Genomic DNA, 16,754 nt, shown 5'->3' with positions numbered 1-16,754 from the left:
CGTTACCCCACGGTAGTGCCGCCCGTCACCCGCCCGGCGTCGCCGACGTCGGCGGCATCGCCTGCATCGGCGGCGGACCGCCGCGCCGCGCGTTCGCCGAGGACCGCGAGGGTCCGCTCGCCCCAGCGCACGTTCTCCTCCTCGAAGGCCATGCCGCGCAGCAGCGTCAGATACGGGCCGACCCGCTCGGACTCGCGGAGATAGGTCTCCTCGTCCTGCCCGTCGAGCATCCGCTCGCGCATCCGCCGGTAGCGCGCGAGCTTCCCCCGTGCCCCTTCCATCCGCTCCCGTACGTGCTCGCGCACCGCCGCCGTGTCTCCCGCGTCGCACGCCTGGACCTGCACGAGGAGGTCGTCGCGGACCGCCGTCGGCTTGGGCTGGTGGGCGGTGTACGCGAGGAGTTCGGCGAGGCCCGTGTCGGTGAGGGTGAACATGCGCTTGTTGGGGCGGCGTTCCTGCTGCACGACCCGCGCCGCGATCAGACCGGCCTCGGAGAGCCGGTCCAGCTCCCGGTAGAGCTGTTGCGGCGTGGCCGCCCAGAAGTTGGCGACGGACACGTCGAAGAGCTTGGCCAGGTCGTACCCCGACGCCTCGCCCTCCAGGAGAGCCGCCAGGACCGCGTGCTTGAGAGACATCCGGACAAACTAGCAGTCCGCCGAAGTGTTTCCGCCATGCCTATTCACGCACGAAAGCGCTGGTGAGAGGCGGGGTCCAGGCGGCGTGCCGGAGGATCGCGCGGACCGCGGCGCCCGAGGGTGCGAGCCGCAGCAGCGCGTTGCGCACCGGCACGGCGAGCGGGTGGCTCAGCTGCTGGCCCATCCGCCCGGCACGGCGGGCCGCCGCGGCCACGGCGGTGGTGCGCGGACGGCGCGCGGCGTCGTACCGGGCGAGCGCGGCGGCCACGTCCGCGGCCCCCTCCAGCTCGGCCGCCAGGACCACCGCGTCCTCAAGCGCCTGGCAGGCGCCCTGCCCGAGGTTCGGGGTCATCGCGTGGGCGGCGTCGCCGAGCAGCACCACCCGGCCCGCGGTGAAGGACGGCAGGGGAGTGGCCAGTTCGGTGATGTCGTGGTGGAGGACCGCCTCGGGACGGGTCGCGGCGAGCAGCTCGGGCACCGGCGCGTGCCAGCCGGCGAAGCGCCGGCGCAGTAAGGCCAGCGGATCCGTGGGGCGCACCCCGGCGGGCGCGTTGAGCACCGCGTGCCACTCGGCCCGCCCGTCGGCGAACGCGATGTGCCCGAACTCCGCCCCGCGCCCCCAGGTGATCTCGAAGTCGGTACGGAGATCGAGCGGGCGGTCCGTGATCGCCCGCAGCACGGTCGAACCGCTGTACACCGGGCCGGGATGCGCGGGGAACAGGGCGGTACGGAGGCGGCTGCCGACCCCGTCAGCGGCGACCACCAGATCCGCCTCCACGGCCTCCGCCGTATGAAGGGTCACCCGGGCCCGCGCGCCGCCCGGGAGCGTGCCCGCACCCGTCACCGTCACGCCGGTGCGCGGCGCCCCGTCAGCGTCCAGGGCTTCGCGCAGCAGTCGGTGCAGCTCGGCGCGCGGGATGCCCACGATGGGGGAGCCCAGGGCGCGTTCGAGCGCGGCGCCGTCCATCCGGGCCAGCCAGGAGCCGTCCGGGGTGCGGGTGCCGCCGGTGTACTGGCCGCGCCCGGCTGCCCGTACGGCCGCGCCGACGCCGAGCACGTCGAGGGCGCGGATCCCGTTGGCGGCGAGGGAGATCCCGGCGCCCGCGTCGGCGAGGACGGGCGCACGGTCGAGCACCGTCACCTCCCAGCCGATCCGGCGGAGTCCCACGGCGGCGGCCAGGCCGCCGATCCCGGCGCCCACGACGACGGCGGTACGTCCTCCCATGCTTCCACTCCCTGCGATCGCTAGGCTTCTACAGGTGTAGAAGCCTAGCGCGTGTCCTCTACAGGTGTAGAAAGAGGGGGTGACATCCGAGCATCCCGCCCCCGCCCCCGCCCCCGCACGCGCCGTGCCGTCCACCCGCCGCACCCTGCTGGCCGACGCCGCCCTCGGCGTCCTCGCCGACGCCGGGATGCGCGGCCTCACCCACCGGGCGGTCGACGCCGCCGCGGGTCTGCCGGCGGGCACGACCTCCGCGTACTTCCGCACCCGTTCCGCGCTGCTCACCGCGCTCGTACGGCGCCTCGTCGAGCTCGACCAGGCCGAACTGACGGCGGCCGCCGAGCACGCCCCCGTACTCCGGACGGCCGACGACCTCGTGCACGGTCTCGCCGCGCTCGTCGCCGCCCGGACGAGCGGCGAAGGGCGCCGGCGCTCCCTCGCCCGCTACGCCTGCGTCCTGGAGAGCGTGCGCGACCCCGAACTGCGGGACATCCTGGTGCCGAGGGAGAACGCCGGTCGCGATGCCGTACGGGCCTTCCTCACCGCCCGGGGCGTGGCGGACCCCGAGGCGCGCACCCTGACCCTGCTCGCCTGTGTGGACGGGCTCGTCCTCGACCGGGTGGTCGCCGGGCCGGACGCGGCCGGCGGCGGGACCGGGGCGATCGAGGGACTGGTGGCCGCGGCCCTCCGGCCGTGACCGCGCGGGCGCCCGCCCACCCGCCGATCCGATGCCAGCAATGGAGCAGCCCCGATGGACAGCAGACACAGCGGCGACCGCGGAGACCACGCGGCGTTCGTCTACACGACGTACATCCGCACCACGCCCGACGAGCTGTGGAAGGCGCTCACCGAGCCCGGTCTGACCCGCCGCTACTGGGGCGTGGCCTTCGAGACCGACTGGGCCGTCGGCTCCCCCATGGTCTGGGACGAGGGCGGGCGCACCACCGCCGACCCCGACCAGGTGGTGCTCATCGCCGAACCGGGCCGGATGCTCTCGTACACCTGGCACACCTTCACCCCCGAATGGGCGCAGGCCGTCGGCATCGGCGAGGAGGTGTACGCGCGGCTCGTCGACGAGGGGCGCTCCCGGGTCACGTACACCATCGAACCGGCCGGGGACATGGTGAAACTGACCGTCGTCCACGACGACCTCGCCGCCGGCGGCACCATCCGCGGTCTGGTCGGCGAGGGCTGGCCCGCGCTGATCTCCAGCCTGAAGTCGCTCCTGGAGACCGGCGAGGAGCTGCCCGAGGTGCCCCGCTGAGCTCTCCGGCGCCGCCGGCGTTGGTGCTTTCGAGTCGTCTCGACGGCCTCTCGTGCGCCACGCCCGGTCGGATGATCATCCTTTTCGCCCTCGATCCGTTTTGATGCAGCGGTGCAGTGGTGCCGTGGCACAGCGGTGCAACGGTGCAGTGGTCGGACCGAGAAGGGGCGGGTGTACGACGTGATGTCACGCCGAAGCGTCAAGGGGTGGAGCGCGCTGTCCGTCGCCGTCGGCACCGCGCTCGCGCTCGGCGCGGCCCCGCCGGCGGCCACCGGCGGGACGGCCGCCCCCGCCGGCGCCGCACTGCTCTCGGTCGGCTCCTGCCCCGCCCGCGGCATGTGCAGCGCCGCCCGGCGCACCCTGGTCCTCGACGACAGCGCGACCACCCTGGACCTGGACGCCGCCGCCGGACCCGTCGACCTCGCGCTGCGCACCGCCGGACGGTTCGCCGACGTCACCGTCACCGACCACAAGGGCCGCCGGGTCGCCGGGACCGTGAGCCCGGACGGCGCCCGCTGGACCAGCGTCGGGCCGCTCGGCGCCGCCGGCCGTTACACCGCCCGCCTGCTGGTCGAACGCACCCACGGCGCCGAGCAGATCGTGCACCGCACCCGCCTCACCCTGCGCACCCCGGCGGCGCCCCGCGGCGAGCGGCTCACCGCAGAATTCGGCCCCGGCAAGGGGACGTACGGCGTCGGGCAGCCGCTCACCGCCGAGCTCAGCCACCCGGTACCCGCCACCGACCCGGAGGCCCGCCGCGCCGTCGAACGCGCCCTCCACGTCAGCTCGGTGCCCCGCGCCGACGGCGCCTGGCACTGGGTCGGGCCCACCACCCTGCACTACCGCCCGCGCGGCTACTGGCCCGCCCACGCCACCGTCCGGGTCCGCAGCGCGCTCGACGGCGTCTGCGTCACCGGCGGTCTCTACGGCGGGCCCTCGGCGCCGCTCACCTTCATCACCGGCGCCCGGATCGAGGCCGTCACCGATGTCGCCGCGCACACCATGACCGTGCTGCGCGACGGCGAGGTGGTCCGCACCATCCCGGTCACCACGGGCAAGGCCGGCTACCGCACCCGCAGCGGGGTCAAGGTCGTCCTCGGCAAGGAGGCGACGGTCCGGATGCGCGGCGACTCCATCGGCATCGCCCGGGGCAGCGGCGACTTCTACGACCTCAAGGTCCGCTGGGCCACCCGGGTGACCTGGAGCGGCGAGTACCTGCACGCCGCGCCCTGGTCGCTGGACGCGCAGGGCAGCGAGAACGTCAGCCACGGCTGCACCGGGATGAGCACCGAGGACGCCGCCTGGCTGTTCGCCACCGTCCGCGAGGGCGACGTGGTGCGGGTCGTCAACGGCTACGGGGAGCGGATGACCCCGTTCGACAACGGCTACGGCGACTGGAACCTCAGCTGGCCCGAGTGGCGGCGCGGCAGCGCCCTCGGCACCGCGGCCGCCGGACCCGGGGCGGGACCCGGATCCGCGTCCGGGGCCCCCGAGGGCGTGCTCACGCCCGCCCTCTGACGTACCGAGGACACGGAAAGGAGACGCAGATGACCGAGACCGGACCGGAGACCGGACCCGGACCCGAGACCGCGATCGCGAGAGTCGCCCTCGACAGCGGCGTGCTCTACGTGGAGGCCCGGCCTCTCGGCGGCCCGGCGGACCGGACCGACGACCTGGAGGGCCTGGAAGGCCTCGGGGGCGGCCGGCTGCCCGATCTGTCGGGCGTCACCGCCGCGCTCGCCTCCTTCGCCGACCAGATCGGCGACGCCCTGCACCGGGCGGCGCCCGACCGGGCCACCGTGGAGTTCGGCTGCCAGCTCGGCCTGCAGGGCGGCAAACTCACGGCCCTCGTCGTCCAGGGCGGCGTCGACGCCAGCCTGCGGATCACCCTGGAATGGAACCGCGACCAGGAGCGGGGCCGGCCCGGACTCCACCCCGTCCCGGTGTGACGCGCCCGCGGCGGCCCGCGGCGGCCCGCGGCGGCCCGCGCCGACCGCCGCGGGCGGCCGGCTCAGACCCGGCCGCCGCCCGCCGTGTCCGAGGACAGCCGCTGGGCCGCGTAGATCGGGACCACCGAGAGCAGCACGAGCAGCGCCGCCACCACGTTCACCACCGGCGCCTGCTGAGGCCGGGTCATGTTGTCGAAGATCCACAGCGGCAGGGTCTGCACCCCGGGACCGGCGGTGAAGGTGGTCACCACCACCTCGTCGAAGGACAGCGCGAAGGCGAGGAGCCCGCCCGCGAGCAGCGCGGAGCGCAGCAGCGGGAAGGTGATGTCCCAGAAGGTGCGGAAGGTGTGCGCGCCCAGGTCCGTCGCCGCCTCCTCGTACGAGCCGGGCAGCCGCCGCAGCCGCGCCACCACGTTGTTGAAGACGACCACGATGCAGAAGGTGGCGTGCCCGACGACCACCGTGAAGAGCCCGAGTCCCACCCCCAGCGGCTCCAGGACCACCCCGAACGCGGAGTTGAGCGCGATGCCGGTGACGATGCCGGGCAGCGCGATCGGCAGCACCACCGCGAACGACACCGCCTCCCGGCCGAAGAAGGTGTGCCGCTGCACGGCGAAGGCGATCAGGGTGCCGAGCACCAGGGCCACGGCGGTCGCCGCGAGGCCCGCCCGGACCGAGGTCCACAGGGCCTCGCGGGCCCCGTCGTTCTCCCAGGCCGCCGCCCACCACTTCAGGGTGAGCCCGGGCGGCGGCCAGCTCGCCGAGCGGTCCGGGTTGACCGAGCCGACGAGGACGAGCAGCAGCGGCAGATAGATGACGGCGAAGCCGAGCCCGGCCGCGGTGCGCAGCGCGATCCGGGCGGGGCGGGAGAGGTTCATGGGGGCGGAGTCCTTCCGGCCTCGGGGGAGTTCACGGGCGGTCAGAGGCTGCGCAGCGCCCCGGTGCGCCGCACCGCGAGCAGATAGAGCACGATCACGGCCACCGGCACCGTCCCGAGTGCCGCGGCCAGCGGCAGGTTGAGCGTGACGTTGGAGTAGACGAGGTTGCCGATGAGCTGGGTCTTGCCGCCGACGATCTGCACGGTGATGTAGTCGCCGAGGCTGAGCGAGAAGGTGAAGACCGACCCGGCCGCCATCGCCGGCCACACCATCGGCAGCACCACCGACAGGAACGTCCGCCCCGCTCGCGCGCCGAGGTCGGCCGAGGCCTGCAGCAGGCTGTCCGGCAGCTGTTCGAGCGCCGTGTGCAGCGGCAGGATCATGTACGGCAGCCAGAGGTAGGTCAGGACCAGGACGGTGGCGGTCAGTCCGTACCCCGGCCCCTCGATGCCCAGCGGCCGCAGCGCCCAGTCGAGCGGCCCGCCCTCGGACAGGATCAGCCGCCACGCGTACACCTTGACCAGATAGCTCGCCCACAGCGGGGTGAGGATCGCGACCACGAGCAGCGGGCGGCGCCGCGGGCTCGCCACCCGGGCCGTGTAGAAGGCCAGCGGGACGGCGATCACCGCGCACAGCACCGTCACGGCGAGCGCGACGCCCACCGTCCGCAGGGCGACCGTGCGGTAGAGCGAGGAGCTCACCAGCTCCTGGAAGTTCCGCGTCGACCAGACCCGTACGACCTCCGAGGTGAAGGAGTCCGTGGTCCAGAAGGCGGAGAGGAACAGCGCGGCCAGCGAGCCCAGATAGGCGAGCACCAGCCACAGCAGCGGCGCGGTGAGCAGCGCGGCGAGCCGGACCCGGGGCCTGCGGTGCAGGGCCCCGGCGAACCGCCGGACCGAGGCGGTGGCCCGGTCGGCGGCGGTCCGGCGGTCCGCGGCGGTCCGCGGAGCGGGCGGGGGCGAGAGGGTGGTCATGGGGAGCGGTCAGCCCTTGATCTCGTTCCAGGCCTGCACCCAGGAGGCGTACGGCACGCAGCGCACGTCCGTGCGGCCGTCGAGGCACTGCTCGATCGGCGTGGTCCAGAAGCGCACCTTCTTCCAGTACTCCTCGTCGCTCGCGTGGAAGGTGGCGCAGTGGTCCTTGGCGGCGGTCTCGGCGCAGGACCTGGCGTTGGCGGGTGCCTCGCCGAAGTACTCGGCGACCTGGGCGTTGGCCTTCGGCGAGACGATCCAGTCGAGCCACTTGTAGGCGCAGGTGGGGTGCTTGGCCTTGGCGGACACCATCCAGGTGTCGGACCAGCCGGTGGCGCCCTCCTTCGGCAGCACGGCCTCGACCTTCGCGCCCTCGGCCTTGGCGAGGTTGGCGATCACCTGCCAGCTGGTGCCGACCGCGGAGTCGCCGCTCTTGAAGGCGGAGATCTCCTTCAGATAGTCGCTCCAGTACTCGCCCACGTGCTCGTTCTGCGCCTTGAGCAGCGCGACCGACGCGTCGAACTGCTTCTTGTCGAGCGCGTACGGGTTCTTGATGCCCAGCTCGGGCTTGGTGGCGGAGAGATAGAGCGCGGCGTCCGCGATGTAGATGGGGGAGTCGTAGGCGGTGACCTTGCCGCTGTGGGCGGAGGCGCCGTCGAAGACCGCGGACCAGGAGTCGGGCGCGGGGGTGACCTTCGCCGTGTCGTACATCAGGAGGTTGGCGCCGCGGCCGTGCGGGATCCCGTAGGCGACGCCCTTGACCGAGTTCCACTCCTGGTTCTTCAGGCCGGCGAAGACGTCCGCGTAGTGCGGGACGAGGGCGGTGTTCACGGGCGCCGCGTCGCCGGACGCGATCAGGCGCAGCGAGGCGTCGCCGGACGCCGACACCGCGTCGTACGCTCCGGTCTTCATCAGCGCCACCATCTCGTCCGAGGTGGCGGCGGTCTTGGCGTTCACCTGGCAGCCGGTCTGCTTCTCGAAGCCGGAGACCCAGTCGACCTTCGGGTCGTTGGAGCCGTCCTCGACATAGCCGGCCCAGGCGATCAGATTGACCTGCCCCTCGGGGGAGCCGAGGGCCGTCGGCGCCTTGAGGGGCGGCGGGTTGAGTCCGCCGGACGTGCCGCCGCCGGCCGGGTCGGCCGAGCCGCAGGCGGTGACGAGCAGCAGTCCGGAGACGGCGGCGGCCGTCAGGAGCGAGCGGTGCAGACGCACGGGGTCCTCCGTTGCGTGAGGGGACGGTACGGGGAGGGGAGGCAGGAGCGGTACGGGTACGGGTACGGGTACGGGTGCGGGAGCGGATACGGCCACGGGAGCGGGGGCCGAGGCCCGGTCAGGGCGCCGCTGGGGCCGGCACTTCGGGCACGGGCACCGGCACCGCGTGCGCCGGCCGCCAGCGCAGGCCCACCCGGGCGCCGCGGAAGGCGGCGAGGTCGGCGGCCGAGGTCTCCAGGTTCTGCTGCACGGCCGTGAGCCGGCCGCCGGCGTCCAGGTCGACCAGGAAGCGGGTGGCGTCGCCCAGGTAGACCACCTCGGCGACGGTGCCCGCCGCGCCCGTGAGCCCCGGCCCGGCCGGCTCGTCCGGGTCCTCGACGACGCGGATCTTCTCCGGCCGGATGCTGTACGTGCCGGGGGCGCCGACCACGGTCCGCGCGGCCCTGCCGCTGAGCAGGTTGGAGGTGCCGACGAAGCCGGCGACGAACGGGGTGGCCGGGCGCTCGTAGATCTCGCCGGGCGGGCCGACCTGCTCGATCCGGCCCTGGTGGAAGACGGCGATCCGGTCGCTCATGGTCAGCGCCTCCTCCTGGTCGTGGGTGACGAACACGAAGGTGATGCCGACCTGCCGCTGGATCGCCTTGAGCTCCACCTGCATCTGCTCGCGCAGCTTGAGGTCGAGCGCGCCCAGCGGTTCGTCGAGCAGCAGCACCCTGGGGCGGCCGACGAGCGCCCGGGCGAGCGCCACGCGCTGGCGCTGCCCGCCGGACAGCTCGGCGGGGCGGCGCCGGCCGAAGCCCTCCAGGCGCACCTGCGCGAGCGCCGCCCGGGCCCGTACCAGCCGCTCCGCCTTGGGGACGCGGCGCACCTTGAGCCCGTACGCGACGTTCTGTTCGACCGTCATGTGCGGGAAGAGCGCGTAGTCCTGGAAGACGGTGTGCACATCGCGCTCGAAGGGCGCGAGCCGGGTGACGTCCCGGCCGGCCAGCTCCACCGTGCCCGCGCTCGGCGTCTCGAAGCCGGCGATCATCCGCAGCACCGTGGTCTTGCCGGAGCCGGACGGGCCGAGCATCGAGAAGAACTCGCCGTCGGGTATCTCCAGGTCGACCCCGGCGACCGCCTCCGTCCGGCCGTAGCTCTTGCGCAGTCCGGAGAGCCGGATCGCCATTCCCTCCATGGCCGGGAACCTTTCTGGTGCGGGGAGCGTTCTGACGAGCGGCGTAAACATATGAAGTCATAGTTCAAATCTCAAGACCCCCGTAAGGTAAAGCCTGAGTCAACGCGTCGGCGTGCGTGAGGTGGTGCAGCGTGAGACCGGACGGCAGACAGGGCGGACCGGGCGGGTCCGGCGGGCCGGGCCGCAGAGGGGGTGCGGGCGCGCGGGGGAGCGCCCGCACGGCCGTGTTCACCCCCGTCGACACCCGCGCGCGGGTCGACACCGTCGTACGCCGGCTCGGCGACGCCATCGAACTCGGCCTGCTCGCCGACGGCGAGCAACTCCCCGGCGAGACCGAGCTCGCCGGACAGCTCGGCGTCTCCACCGTCACCCTGCGCGAGGCCCTCATGGCCCTGCGGCAGCAGGGACTCGTCACCACCCGCCGCGGCCGCGGCGGCGGCAGCTTCGTCACCGTCCCCGAGGGCCCGCCCGAGGACCGGATCCGCGCCCGGCTCGCCGACTGGTCCACCGAGGAACTGCGCGACCTCGGCGACCACTGGGCCGCCGTGTCCGGCGCCGCCGCGCTGCTCGCCGCCCGCCGCACCGAGCCCGGTGAGCTGCGGCAGCCCGCCCGTACCGTCGAGGAGTTCGCCGCGGCCGCCGACCCCGCCGCCCGCAGCCGGCTCTACGGCCGCTTCCACGTCGAACTCGCCGCCGCGGCCCAGTCGGCCCGGCTCACCCGCGAGGAGATCGCCCTCCAGGCCGAGTTGGGCGCCCTCCCGGTCCTTGTCCTGGACGATCCGGGGTATGTCTCCCGCGTGGCGGATCGTCACCGCTCCGTGATCTCTGCCGTGCACGACGAGGCCGACGAGCGGGCCAGAATGCTGGCCGAGGAGTGCGTGCGCGAGACCGTGGGCCGACTGGTCGCCCTGCGGCTCGCGCCGCCCAGCCGCGCCCCCGAGCCGCGTCCCGAGGAGGACACCGATGGCCAGGACCACCGGGCTCGCCCGACCCGACGAAGCGGCGCCTGACGCGCCGTCCGCCACCCCGCCCCGCCTCGACGGCGTGCCGCCGCAGCCGCGCGCCGCGGCCGGCCGCCCCGGCCCGGGCCTCGAACCGGGCCTCGAAAAGGGACGCGCCCCGGGCGCCGCCGCGGACCTCGACCCGGACCCCGTCGCGGAGCGCGTCCGCGCCACCCTCGACGGGGTGTTCGCGGCCGTCGCCGCCACCGGCGAGGAGACCGCGGCCCTGCTCGTACGGGCGGGCGCCGGAGGCCGCCGTCCGCTCCGGGACGACCTCGCCGCGCTCCGCCCGGGCCTCCACGCCCGCCTCGGCGGCCTCGTCTCCGGCATCGGCTTCGTCGCCGCGCCCGGCCTCCTCGCCGACGTCCCCGCCTGGCTGGAATGGTGGCAGCGCGGCCCCGACGGCAGCGTCCGGCCGCTCGTGCGCGACCTCGACCCGGCGCACTCCGCTTACTCCGACTACACCCACTGGGACTGGTACGCGCTGCCCCGCGAGACCGGCCTGCGGGCCGTCGCGGGACCCTACGTCGACTACCTCTGCTCCGACGAGTACGGGCTCACCCTCTCCGCCCCCGTCCACGTCGACGGCGCCTTCGTCGGGGTCGCCGCCGCCGACGTCTACCTGCGCCACTTCGAGGCGGCCGTGCTGCCCGTCCTCCAGGAACTGCCCGTCCCCGCCCGCCTGGTCAACGCCCGGGGCCGGGTCGCCGCCTCCACCGACCCGGCCCACCTCGCCGGCTCCCTCACCAAGGGCCCCGACGTCGCGGCCGTCCTCGCCGCGCCGCCGGCCGTCCACCACGACCGGGGCCTGCGCCTGACGCCGTGCCACGGCACGCCGCTGGTGCTCGTGACCCCCGAGCCGGAGCGGCTCAGTCGTTGACGGCGGTCAGCAGCACCACCGCGTCCTCAAGCGCCGTCAGGCCGTGGCGCTCCTTCGGGAGCATCTGGAGCTGGCCCATCGCCAGCTCCTCCGACCGGCCCGAGGCCGTCAGCTCCACCCGGCCCCGCAGCACCTGGAGGCTCGCCGCCGGCGGCGCGTTGTGCTCGTCCAGGGACATGCCGCCGATCAGGGCGATCACACTCTGCCGCAGCACCCCGTCGTGCACCACCAGATGCGCGCTGCGGCCGTGCGCGTCCGCGCGCGCCTTCTCCAGGTGCTCGTCGACCAGGGCGCCGAGGTCGAAGGGTTCGGGCTGCTGCATGGCGTCTCCCTGCGGGGTGCGCGGACGGACGTACCCAGCCTTGCGCGTACCGGGCGTCACGCAACTCGGGGCCGCCGCGCCCCGGCCGGCAGTCCGACCGCGGTGAACCCCGCCGCCGCGAGCACCACCGCAGTCCAGCCGTACGCCCCGTACAGCCAGGCCGCCGTGAGCGAGCCGAGCGCGCCGCCGCCGAACGTGGCCAGCATGAACACCGTGTTCACCCGTGCGGCCACCGCCCGCCCGAGTCCAAGCACCCGCGACTGGTTCGCCACCTGGCAGGAGCTCGTGCCCAGGACCACCAGCCCGGCCCCCGCCACCAGGGCGACGGGGGAGCCGGGCGCCAGGCCCGCGACCGCCAGGCCGAGGGCCACACAGCCCAGCGCCCACCGGCCGACAGGCCCCGCGCCGAGCCGGTCGGTGAGCGGCCCCGCGTACGCCGAGGCGAGCGCCGCCGGCACGGTGAACAGCCCGAACAGACCCACCGCCCCCGGCCCGTAACCCAGCGGCGGGGCGGCCAGCTGGAACACCAGCGCCGCCCAGAAGACGCTGTACGCGGCGAACACGCACGCGCCCCTGAGTGCCGCGACCCGCAGCGCACGGTGCGCGCCGAGCAGCCGGGGCAGCCCGGCGAGCATCCGCCCGTACGGGACACGGGGCCGGTCCGCCGCGGCGAGCCGCTCCGGGAGCGCGCGCGGCAGCACCCACAGCAGCGCCGCCGTCGCCGCCGCGGCCACCAGATAGGCCGCCCGCCAGCTCCCGCCGGCGTCGGAGACCGCGCCTGAGACCGTACGGGACAGGGTCGAGCCGAGCGTCAGGCCCAGGCCGATGACGCCGACCACCCGGCCGCACCGCTCGGGCCCGGCGAGGGCGGCCGCGACCGGGGTGAGGATCTGCGGGAGCACCGTCGTCGTCGACAGGGCGAGGGTCGCGAGCAGCAGCGTCAGGACGTTCGGGGCCGCGGCGGCGACCAGCAGGGCGCCGGCGGTCAGCGCGAGCAGGACACCGGTCAGCCGGCGCAGCCGTGCGGTGTCGGCGAGCGGGACGAGCAGCAGGATGCCGAGCGCGTACCCCAGCTGCCCGGCGGTGGCCACCAGACCCGCCGTCCGGTCGGAGACCGCGAGTCCGCGGGCGACGGCGGCGAGCAGCGGCTGCGGGAAGTAGACGTTCGCCACCGTCACGGCCCCGGCCACGGCGAGGACGAGGACGTTGAGGGGAGCCGGAGCCGAGGCGGTCCCGGAGGGCGTGGCTGTGCGCGGGTGGAGGGAGAGGAGGGTCACGCATCGAGGCTCCCTTGGCCGCACAGGCCCATCAAGGTGCGACAATGCAATCGGCGTTGAGCGAGACTCAACGATCGGAGGCCTGGCTCGCAGGCGGAGGGCGGACGCGGCACGGTGCTCGAACGACACGAACTCGAGGCCTTCCTGACCCTCGGCGACGAGCTGCACTTCGGCCGCACCGCCGAGCTGCTCGGCGTCTCCACCGGCCGGATCAGCCAGACCATCAAGAAGCTGGAGCGGCGCGTCGGCACCCCGCTGTTCGCCCGCACCAGCCGCAGCGTCGCCCTCACCCCGGTCGGCCGCCGCCTCCACGAGGAACTGCGCCCCGCCCACACCACGATCCTGGCCGCGCTCGAACGCGCCACCGCCGCCGGCCGCGGACTGCTCGGCACCCTCCGCGTCGGCTTCGGCTCGCCGTGGGGCGGCGAGCTCCTCACCGCCGCGGCGGACACCTTCCTGGCCCGCCACCCCGGCTGCGCCCTCACCCTGCGCGAGGTGCCCGTGGACGCCGGGACCCGACCGGTCGAGGACGGCGAACTCGACGTCCAGTACGTGGCCCTCCCGGTCGGCGTCACCGGACTCACCACCGGGCCGGTCCTCGTACGGGAGGAGCGGGTGCTGCTCGTCCCGGTCGGCCACCCGCTGGCCCGCCGCGCCTCGCTCGGCCTGGAGGACCTCGCGGGCCAGACCCTCGTCACCACCGGCCGCACCCGCTCCCGCGCCTGGCGCGAGACCCACTACCCGACCCGCACCCCGTCCGGCGCCGCGATCCACCACGGCCCCGCCGCCGGCACCTGGGAGGAGGTGCTGTCCCTGGTCGGCGCGGGCCGCGGCGTCGCCCCGGGCGCTGCCCGCGGCGCCCGCTACCACCCGCGCCCCGGCATCGCGTACGTCCCCTTCCACGACGCACCGACCCTCGACTACGGCCTGGTCTGGCCGACCGCGAGCGAGAACGCCCTGATCAGGGCCTTCGCCGAGACGGCGGCGGCCTCGGCCTGAGAGCCTCAGTGTTCGAGCACGGCCGGCGGCGGGCTCCAGCGGCGCGAGCGGTTCACCGTGGACGAGACGCCGTAGCCCTTCTTCAGGTGCTCCGGGATCGCGTAGTGCATGGCCCGGCCCCGGGTCAGCGAGGACAGTTCGAACACCGTGGTGAGGTGGCCGAGGAAGCGGCGCGCCTCGCCGAGGTCCTTCGGCACCGCCTCCTGGTCGACCCCAGCGGTCCTCCGCCCGAGGTGGTGGCGGATTGACGCGTGCAGGAGCCGCACCTTCTGTGCGGCGGGCACGAAGCGGCCGCCCGCCTCGAAGGCGTCCGGCCGCATCAGGAAGCGCGTACGCAGAGTAGCCCTTGCTCAGCCGCGCCGCCGCCCCCGCGAGCGTGCCGCCGATCAGCAGCGGCTGCTCCACCGCACCGTGTACTTGGCGGTCTTTTGACTTCCGCTCCCCGCCCTACGGGCGGGGATTCCTGCCACGGTCATCTGACCCTCTCGGTGGGTTCCTGCTTCACCGCGCTGTGCCGGTACGGGTACCGGTCTTACCTGCGCTCGACAGGCTGACACCGCCAGTCCGGCGGCCTTGGCGACGTTGACCGCCGCGTTGATGTCGCGATCGAGGACGGATCCGCACGCCCCGCATTCCCAGATGCGGACGTGGAGGGGTTTGGGCTCGTCCTTGACGCCGCACACGCAGCAGACCTGTGAGGTTGGCTCGAACCGCCCGATGCGGTGGAACACGCGGCCGTACTTAGCGGCCTTGTACTCCAGCATCGCGACGAACGCGGACCATCCGGCGTCGTGGACGGACTTGGCCAGGCGTGTACGGGCAAGTCCCTTGACCGCCAGGCTCTCCACGGCCACCGCTTGGTTCTCGCGAATGATCCGTGTGGAGAGCTGGTGGTGGAACTCGCGGCGTGCGTCGGCGACCTGCGCGTGAGCGCGGGCGACCTTGATGCGGGCCTTGTCCCTGTTCTGCGATCCCATGGCCTTGCGGCTCAGGCGCCTCTGTTCGCGCCTGAGCTTCTTCTCCGCCCGGCGCAGGAAGCGCGGGGCGTCGATCTTCGTGCTGTCGGAGAGGACTGCGAAGTGTCCAAGACCGAGGTCGATACCGACGACGGACTCGGTCTTGGGCAGCACCTCCGGGTAGGTCTCGACGACGAAGGACGCGAAGTACCTGCCGGCGGCGTCCTTGATCACGGTCACCGCGGAGGGAACCGAGGGCAGGTTTCGGGACCACTTCACCCGCACATCGCCGATCTTCGGCAACGACAGGTCTCCGCCGATGGTGATCTTCCAGCGGGCGTTCGCGGTGAACCGCACGGCCTGCCGGTTGTCCTTACGGGACCTGAACCGAGGCGCGCCCGTACGCGGGCGCTTGCCCTTCAGCCCGTCGAAGAAGTTCCGGTACGCCGTATCCAGGTCCCGCAGAGACTGTTGCAGGACGACGGCGGAGACCTCTCCGAGCCAGGCGCGCTCGTCGGTCTTCTTCGCCTCGGTGATCAGAAGCTTGGACAGGTCCCCGGTCTTCGGGAACGGCTCACCGGCGGCGCGGGCGGTCTCACGAGCGCGCAACGCGTCGTTGAACACGACGCGGGCACACCCGAACGCCCGGGCCAGCGCAGTGCGCTGAGGACCGTTCGGGTACAGGCGGAAGCTGTACCTCAACTGCATGCCGATCACGCTACTGCGATTGGTTTATGGCTGAGCATCAGAACATCCGTACTGGTCGTCACTGTGCCTTGAGAACAACCACGTCCACCTGCTGGTGAACTGCCCACCTAAGGTGGCCCTGTCCAGGCTGGTCAACTCGCTCAAGGGTGTCAGCTCGCGCAGGCTCCGCCAGGAGTTCCCGGCGGGGCTCCACTGTGGGTCGTGAAGCAATACATCGAGCAGCAGAACCGACCCGTCTGAGCCAAGGTCAACAGCGCAGACCCATGCGCACAGCACAGGGCAGAGCACTTCTCAAAATCGCTTCATCACCGGGCTAGAACCCCGTGCACTGCGATGAGACCCGGTAGCGGACCACCTTGAGCGAGGCGGCGGTGTCGGGAGCCGCGCCCGTGCGCAGGATCTCCAGACACTCGCCCGCGACCAGGTCCCGCGCCAGGGCCGCCCACAGCGGCCGGGCCCGCGACAGGTACGCGGCGGGCAGCCCGCTGGTCACGAACAGCTGCCCGGCCAGGGACATCAGCAGGTCCCCGACCAGCATCGCGAGCGACCGGGCGGCGGCGCCGCCCCGCGGATGGTGCGGCACGGCCGCGCGCAGCGCCCGGTGCGCGGTGGGCCGCCCGTGCCGCAGCGGGCTGTCGTCGATCAGGTCGTCGTGCACCACGGCCGCCGCGTGCACCAGCTCCATGGACGCCGCCGCGCGCAGCAGCGCCTCGCTGTCCGGCTGCCCGGCGCCGCGCCAGCCCCAGTAGCAGAACGCCGCCCGCAGCCGCTTGCCGTGCGCGACCGCCGCCTCCAGCTCGGCGGCGACCGGCCCGAGCGAGGCATCGACGTCCACCAGGAGATCGGCCTCCTCGGCCACGAAACGGTGCAGCACCTCGTCGATCCGGGCCCGGAAGGCACCCGCCTCCCAGGCCTCAGTCGTCATCGCCCGGAACCGCAGCCGTAGCCGTAGCCCTGTCCGTACCCGTGTCCGCGCTCGTCTCCGCTCCGCGCCGGCTCAGGACGTGCTGGGCCAGCACCTCCAGATGCGCCGGCGGCACCGCCGCGTACCGGTCGAGGGCGAGCCGCCCGCGCGCCCGCAGGTCCTGCTCGGCGTCCTCGACCAGCTGCGCCGTGTCGGAGCGCCTGAGCAGCCCCCGTACCGTCCCCAGGGCCGAACCCAGCGTGCTCGCCGCCAGGTCCGCGAGCCCCGCCACCAGCAGCACCGCCTGCTCGTCCCTGCCGCTCTCCCGTGTCACACCGTTCCCGTTCTCCGTGATCCGCCGTGGTCGCGCACCAGGGTGGGGGCGCGTTCAGTGGTCCG

17 protein-coding genes and 3 pseudogenes are annotated in these 16,754 nt (G+C 74.0%); 8 read left to right on the top strand and 12 right to left on the bottom strand.

Features of this window, described 5'->3' with window-relative positions:
- Positions 1–2: 2 nt before the first annotated feature.
- Positions 3–635, bottom strand: a complete 633-nt coding sequence (locus KV205_RS08200) for a PadR family transcriptional regulator (protein ID WP_265863415.1) — start codon at positions 633–635, stop codon at positions 3–5.
- Positions 636–675: 40 nt separating this feature from the next.
- Positions 676–1,860 carry an FAD-dependent monooxygenase gene (locus KV205_RS08195; protein ID WP_265863414.1) on the bottom strand — a complete coding sequence of 395 codons (1,185 nt, stop codon included), beginning with the start codon at positions 1,858–1,860 and terminating at the stop codon, positions 676–678.
- Between the two features lie 124 nt (positions 1,861–1,984).
- On the opposite strand from KV205_RS08195, the gene KV205_RS08190 reads away from it, so the two are divergent.
- The 4 genes from KV205_RS08190 to KV205_RS08175 all read left to right on the top strand — a co-directional run bounded on the left by KV205_RS08190 (position 1,985) and on the right by KV205_RS08175 (position 5,070).
- Positions 1,985–2,554: a TetR/AcrR family transcriptional regulator gene (locus KV205_RS08190; protein ID WP_265863686.1), complete on the top strand. Its 570-nt coding sequence runs from the start codon at positions 1,985–1,987 to the stop codon at positions 2,552–2,554.
- A gap of 54 nt (positions 2,555–2,608) precedes the next feature.
- A complete protein-coding gene (locus KV205_RS08185; RefSeq protein WP_265863413.1) occupies positions 2,609–3,121 on the top strand; it encodes an SRPBCC family protein in 513 nt (170 codons plus the stop codon).
- 183 nt (positions 3,122–3,304) lie between these two features.
- Positions 3,305–4,639 carry an Ig-like domain-containing protein gene (locus tag KV205_RS08180; RefSeq protein WP_265863412.1) on the top strand — a complete coding sequence of 445 codons (1,335 nt, stop codon included), beginning with the start codon at positions 3,305–3,307 and terminating at the stop codon, positions 4,637–4,639.
- 29 nt (positions 4,640–4,668) lie between these two features.
- Positions 4,669–5,070 (top strand): CU044_2847 family protein, encoded by a 402-nt coding sequence (locus tag KV205_RS08175; protein ID WP_265863411.1) that lies wholly within the window; start codon positions 4,669–4,671, stop codon positions 5,068–5,070.
- Between the two features lie 62 nt (positions 5,071–5,132).
- On the opposite strand, the gene KV205_RS08170 is transcribed toward KV205_RS08175, so the two are convergent.
- From KV205_RS08170 to KV205_RS08155, 4 genes are all read right to left on the bottom strand, one after another.
- Positions 5,133–5,948: an ABC transporter permease gene (locus KV205_RS08170; protein ID WP_265863410.1), complete on the bottom strand. Its 816-nt coding sequence runs from the start codon at positions 5,946–5,948 to the stop codon at positions 5,133–5,135.
- Positions 5,949–5,989: 41 nt separating this feature from the next.
- Positions 5,990–6,922, bottom strand: coding sequence for an ABC transporter permease (locus KV205_RS08165; protein WP_265863408.1), 933 nt, complete (start codon positions 6,920–6,922; stop codon positions 5,990–5,992).
- Between the two features lie 9 nt (positions 6,923–6,931).
- The gene (locus tag KV205_RS08160; RefSeq protein WP_265863407.1) at positions 6,932–8,131 is read right to left on the bottom strand and encodes an ABC transporter substrate-binding protein; all 1,200 of its coding nucleotides are present in this window, start codon (positions 8,129–8,131) and stop codon (positions 6,932–6,934) included.
- Positions 8,132–8,249: 118 nt separating this feature from the next.
- Positions 8,250–9,308: an ABC transporter ATP-binding protein gene (locus KV205_RS08155; RefSeq protein ID WP_265863406.1), complete on the bottom strand. Its 1,059-nt coding sequence runs from the start codon at positions 9,306–9,308 to the stop codon at positions 8,250–8,252.
- A 224-nt stretch (positions 9,309–9,532) separates the two neighbouring features.
- Here KV205_RS08155 and KV205_RS08150 point away from each other — a divergent pair, with 224 nt between their 5' ends.
- Both KV205_RS08150 and KV205_RS08145 read left to right on the top strand, forming a co-directional pair.
- A complete protein-coding gene (locus KV205_RS08150; protein ID WP_265863405.1) occupies positions 9,533–10,318 on the top strand; it encodes a FadR/GntR family transcriptional regulator in 786 nt (261 codons plus the stop codon).
- A complete protein-coding gene (locus tag KV205_RS08145; protein WP_265863404.1) occupies positions 10,272–11,189 on the top strand; it encodes a cache domain-containing protein in 918 nt (305 codons plus the stop codon). The genes KV205_RS08150 and KV205_RS08145 overlap by 47 nt, the downstream gene beginning before the upstream one ends.
- Here KV205_RS08145 and KV205_RS08140 read toward each other — a convergent pair.
- Together KV205_RS08140 and KV205_RS08135 are read right to left on the bottom strand one after the other, a co-directional pair.
- Positions 11,179–11,511: a cupin gene (locus tag KV205_RS08140; protein ID WP_265863403.1), complete on the bottom strand. Its 333-nt coding sequence runs from the start codon at positions 11,509–11,511 to the stop codon at positions 11,179–11,181. The two genes, KV205_RS08145 and KV205_RS08140, sit on opposite strands and share 11 nt — an antisense overlap.
- Positions 11,512–11,567: 56 nt before the next feature.
- On the bottom strand, positions 11,568–12,788 hold the full coding sequence (locus KV205_RS08135; protein ID WP_265863402.1) for an MFS transporter: 1,221 nt from the start codon (positions 12,786–12,788) through the stop codon (positions 11,568–11,570).
- A gap of 114 nt (positions 12,789–12,902) precedes the next feature.
- On the opposite strand from KV205_RS08135, the gene KV205_RS08130 reads away from it, so the two are divergent.
- Positions 12,903–13,787 (top strand): LysR family transcriptional regulator, encoded by an 885-nt coding sequence (locus KV205_RS08130; RefSeq protein ID WP_265863401.1) that lies wholly within the window; start codon positions 12,903–12,905, stop codon positions 13,785–13,787.
- A 5-nt stretch (positions 13,788–13,792) separates the two neighbouring features.
- Here the strand turns inward: KV205_RS08130 and KV205_RS08125 are convergent.
- Both KV205_RS08125 and KV205_RS08120 read right to left on the bottom strand, forming a co-directional pair.
- Positions 13,793–14,119: pseudogene (locus KV205_RS08125) on the bottom strand (hypothetical protein); the annotation flags it as partial.
- Positions 14,120–14,173: 54 nt separating this feature from the next.
- Complete coding sequence (locus tag KV205_RS08120; protein ID WP_265863400.1) at positions 14,174–15,451, bottom strand: RNA-guided endonuclease TnpB family protein; 1,278 nt, start codon at positions 15,449–15,451, stop codon at positions 14,174–14,176.
- Between the two features lie 70 nt (positions 15,452–15,521).
- Here KV205_RS08120 and KV205_RS08115 point away from each other — a divergent pair.
- Positions 15,522–15,691 (top strand): annotated as a pseudogene (locus tag KV205_RS08115) (transposase); the annotation flags it as partial.
- A 94-nt stretch (positions 15,692–15,785) separates the two neighbouring features.
- On the opposite strand, the pseudogene KV205_RS08110 reads toward KV205_RS08115, so the two are convergent.
- Positions 15,786–16,376: pseudogene (locus KV205_RS08110) on the bottom strand (polyprenyl synthetase family protein); the annotation flags it as partial.
- Entirely contained in the window at positions 16,366–16,689 is a 324-nt protein-coding gene (locus tag KV205_RS08105; RefSeq protein ID WP_265863399.1) for a polyprenyl synthetase, read from the bottom strand. The gene KV205_RS08105 and the pseudogene KV205_RS08110, both read right to left, overlap by 11 nt.
- Between the last annotated feature and the right edge of the window lie 65 nt (positions 16,690–16,754).

The organism is Streptomyces sp. SKN60, assembly GCF_026236535.1.
Taxonomy (GTDB): Bacteria; Actinomycetota; Actinomycetes; order Streptomycetales; family Streptomycetaceae; genus Streptomyces.
This window is presented reverse-complemented; position numbering and strand designations above follow the sequence as displayed.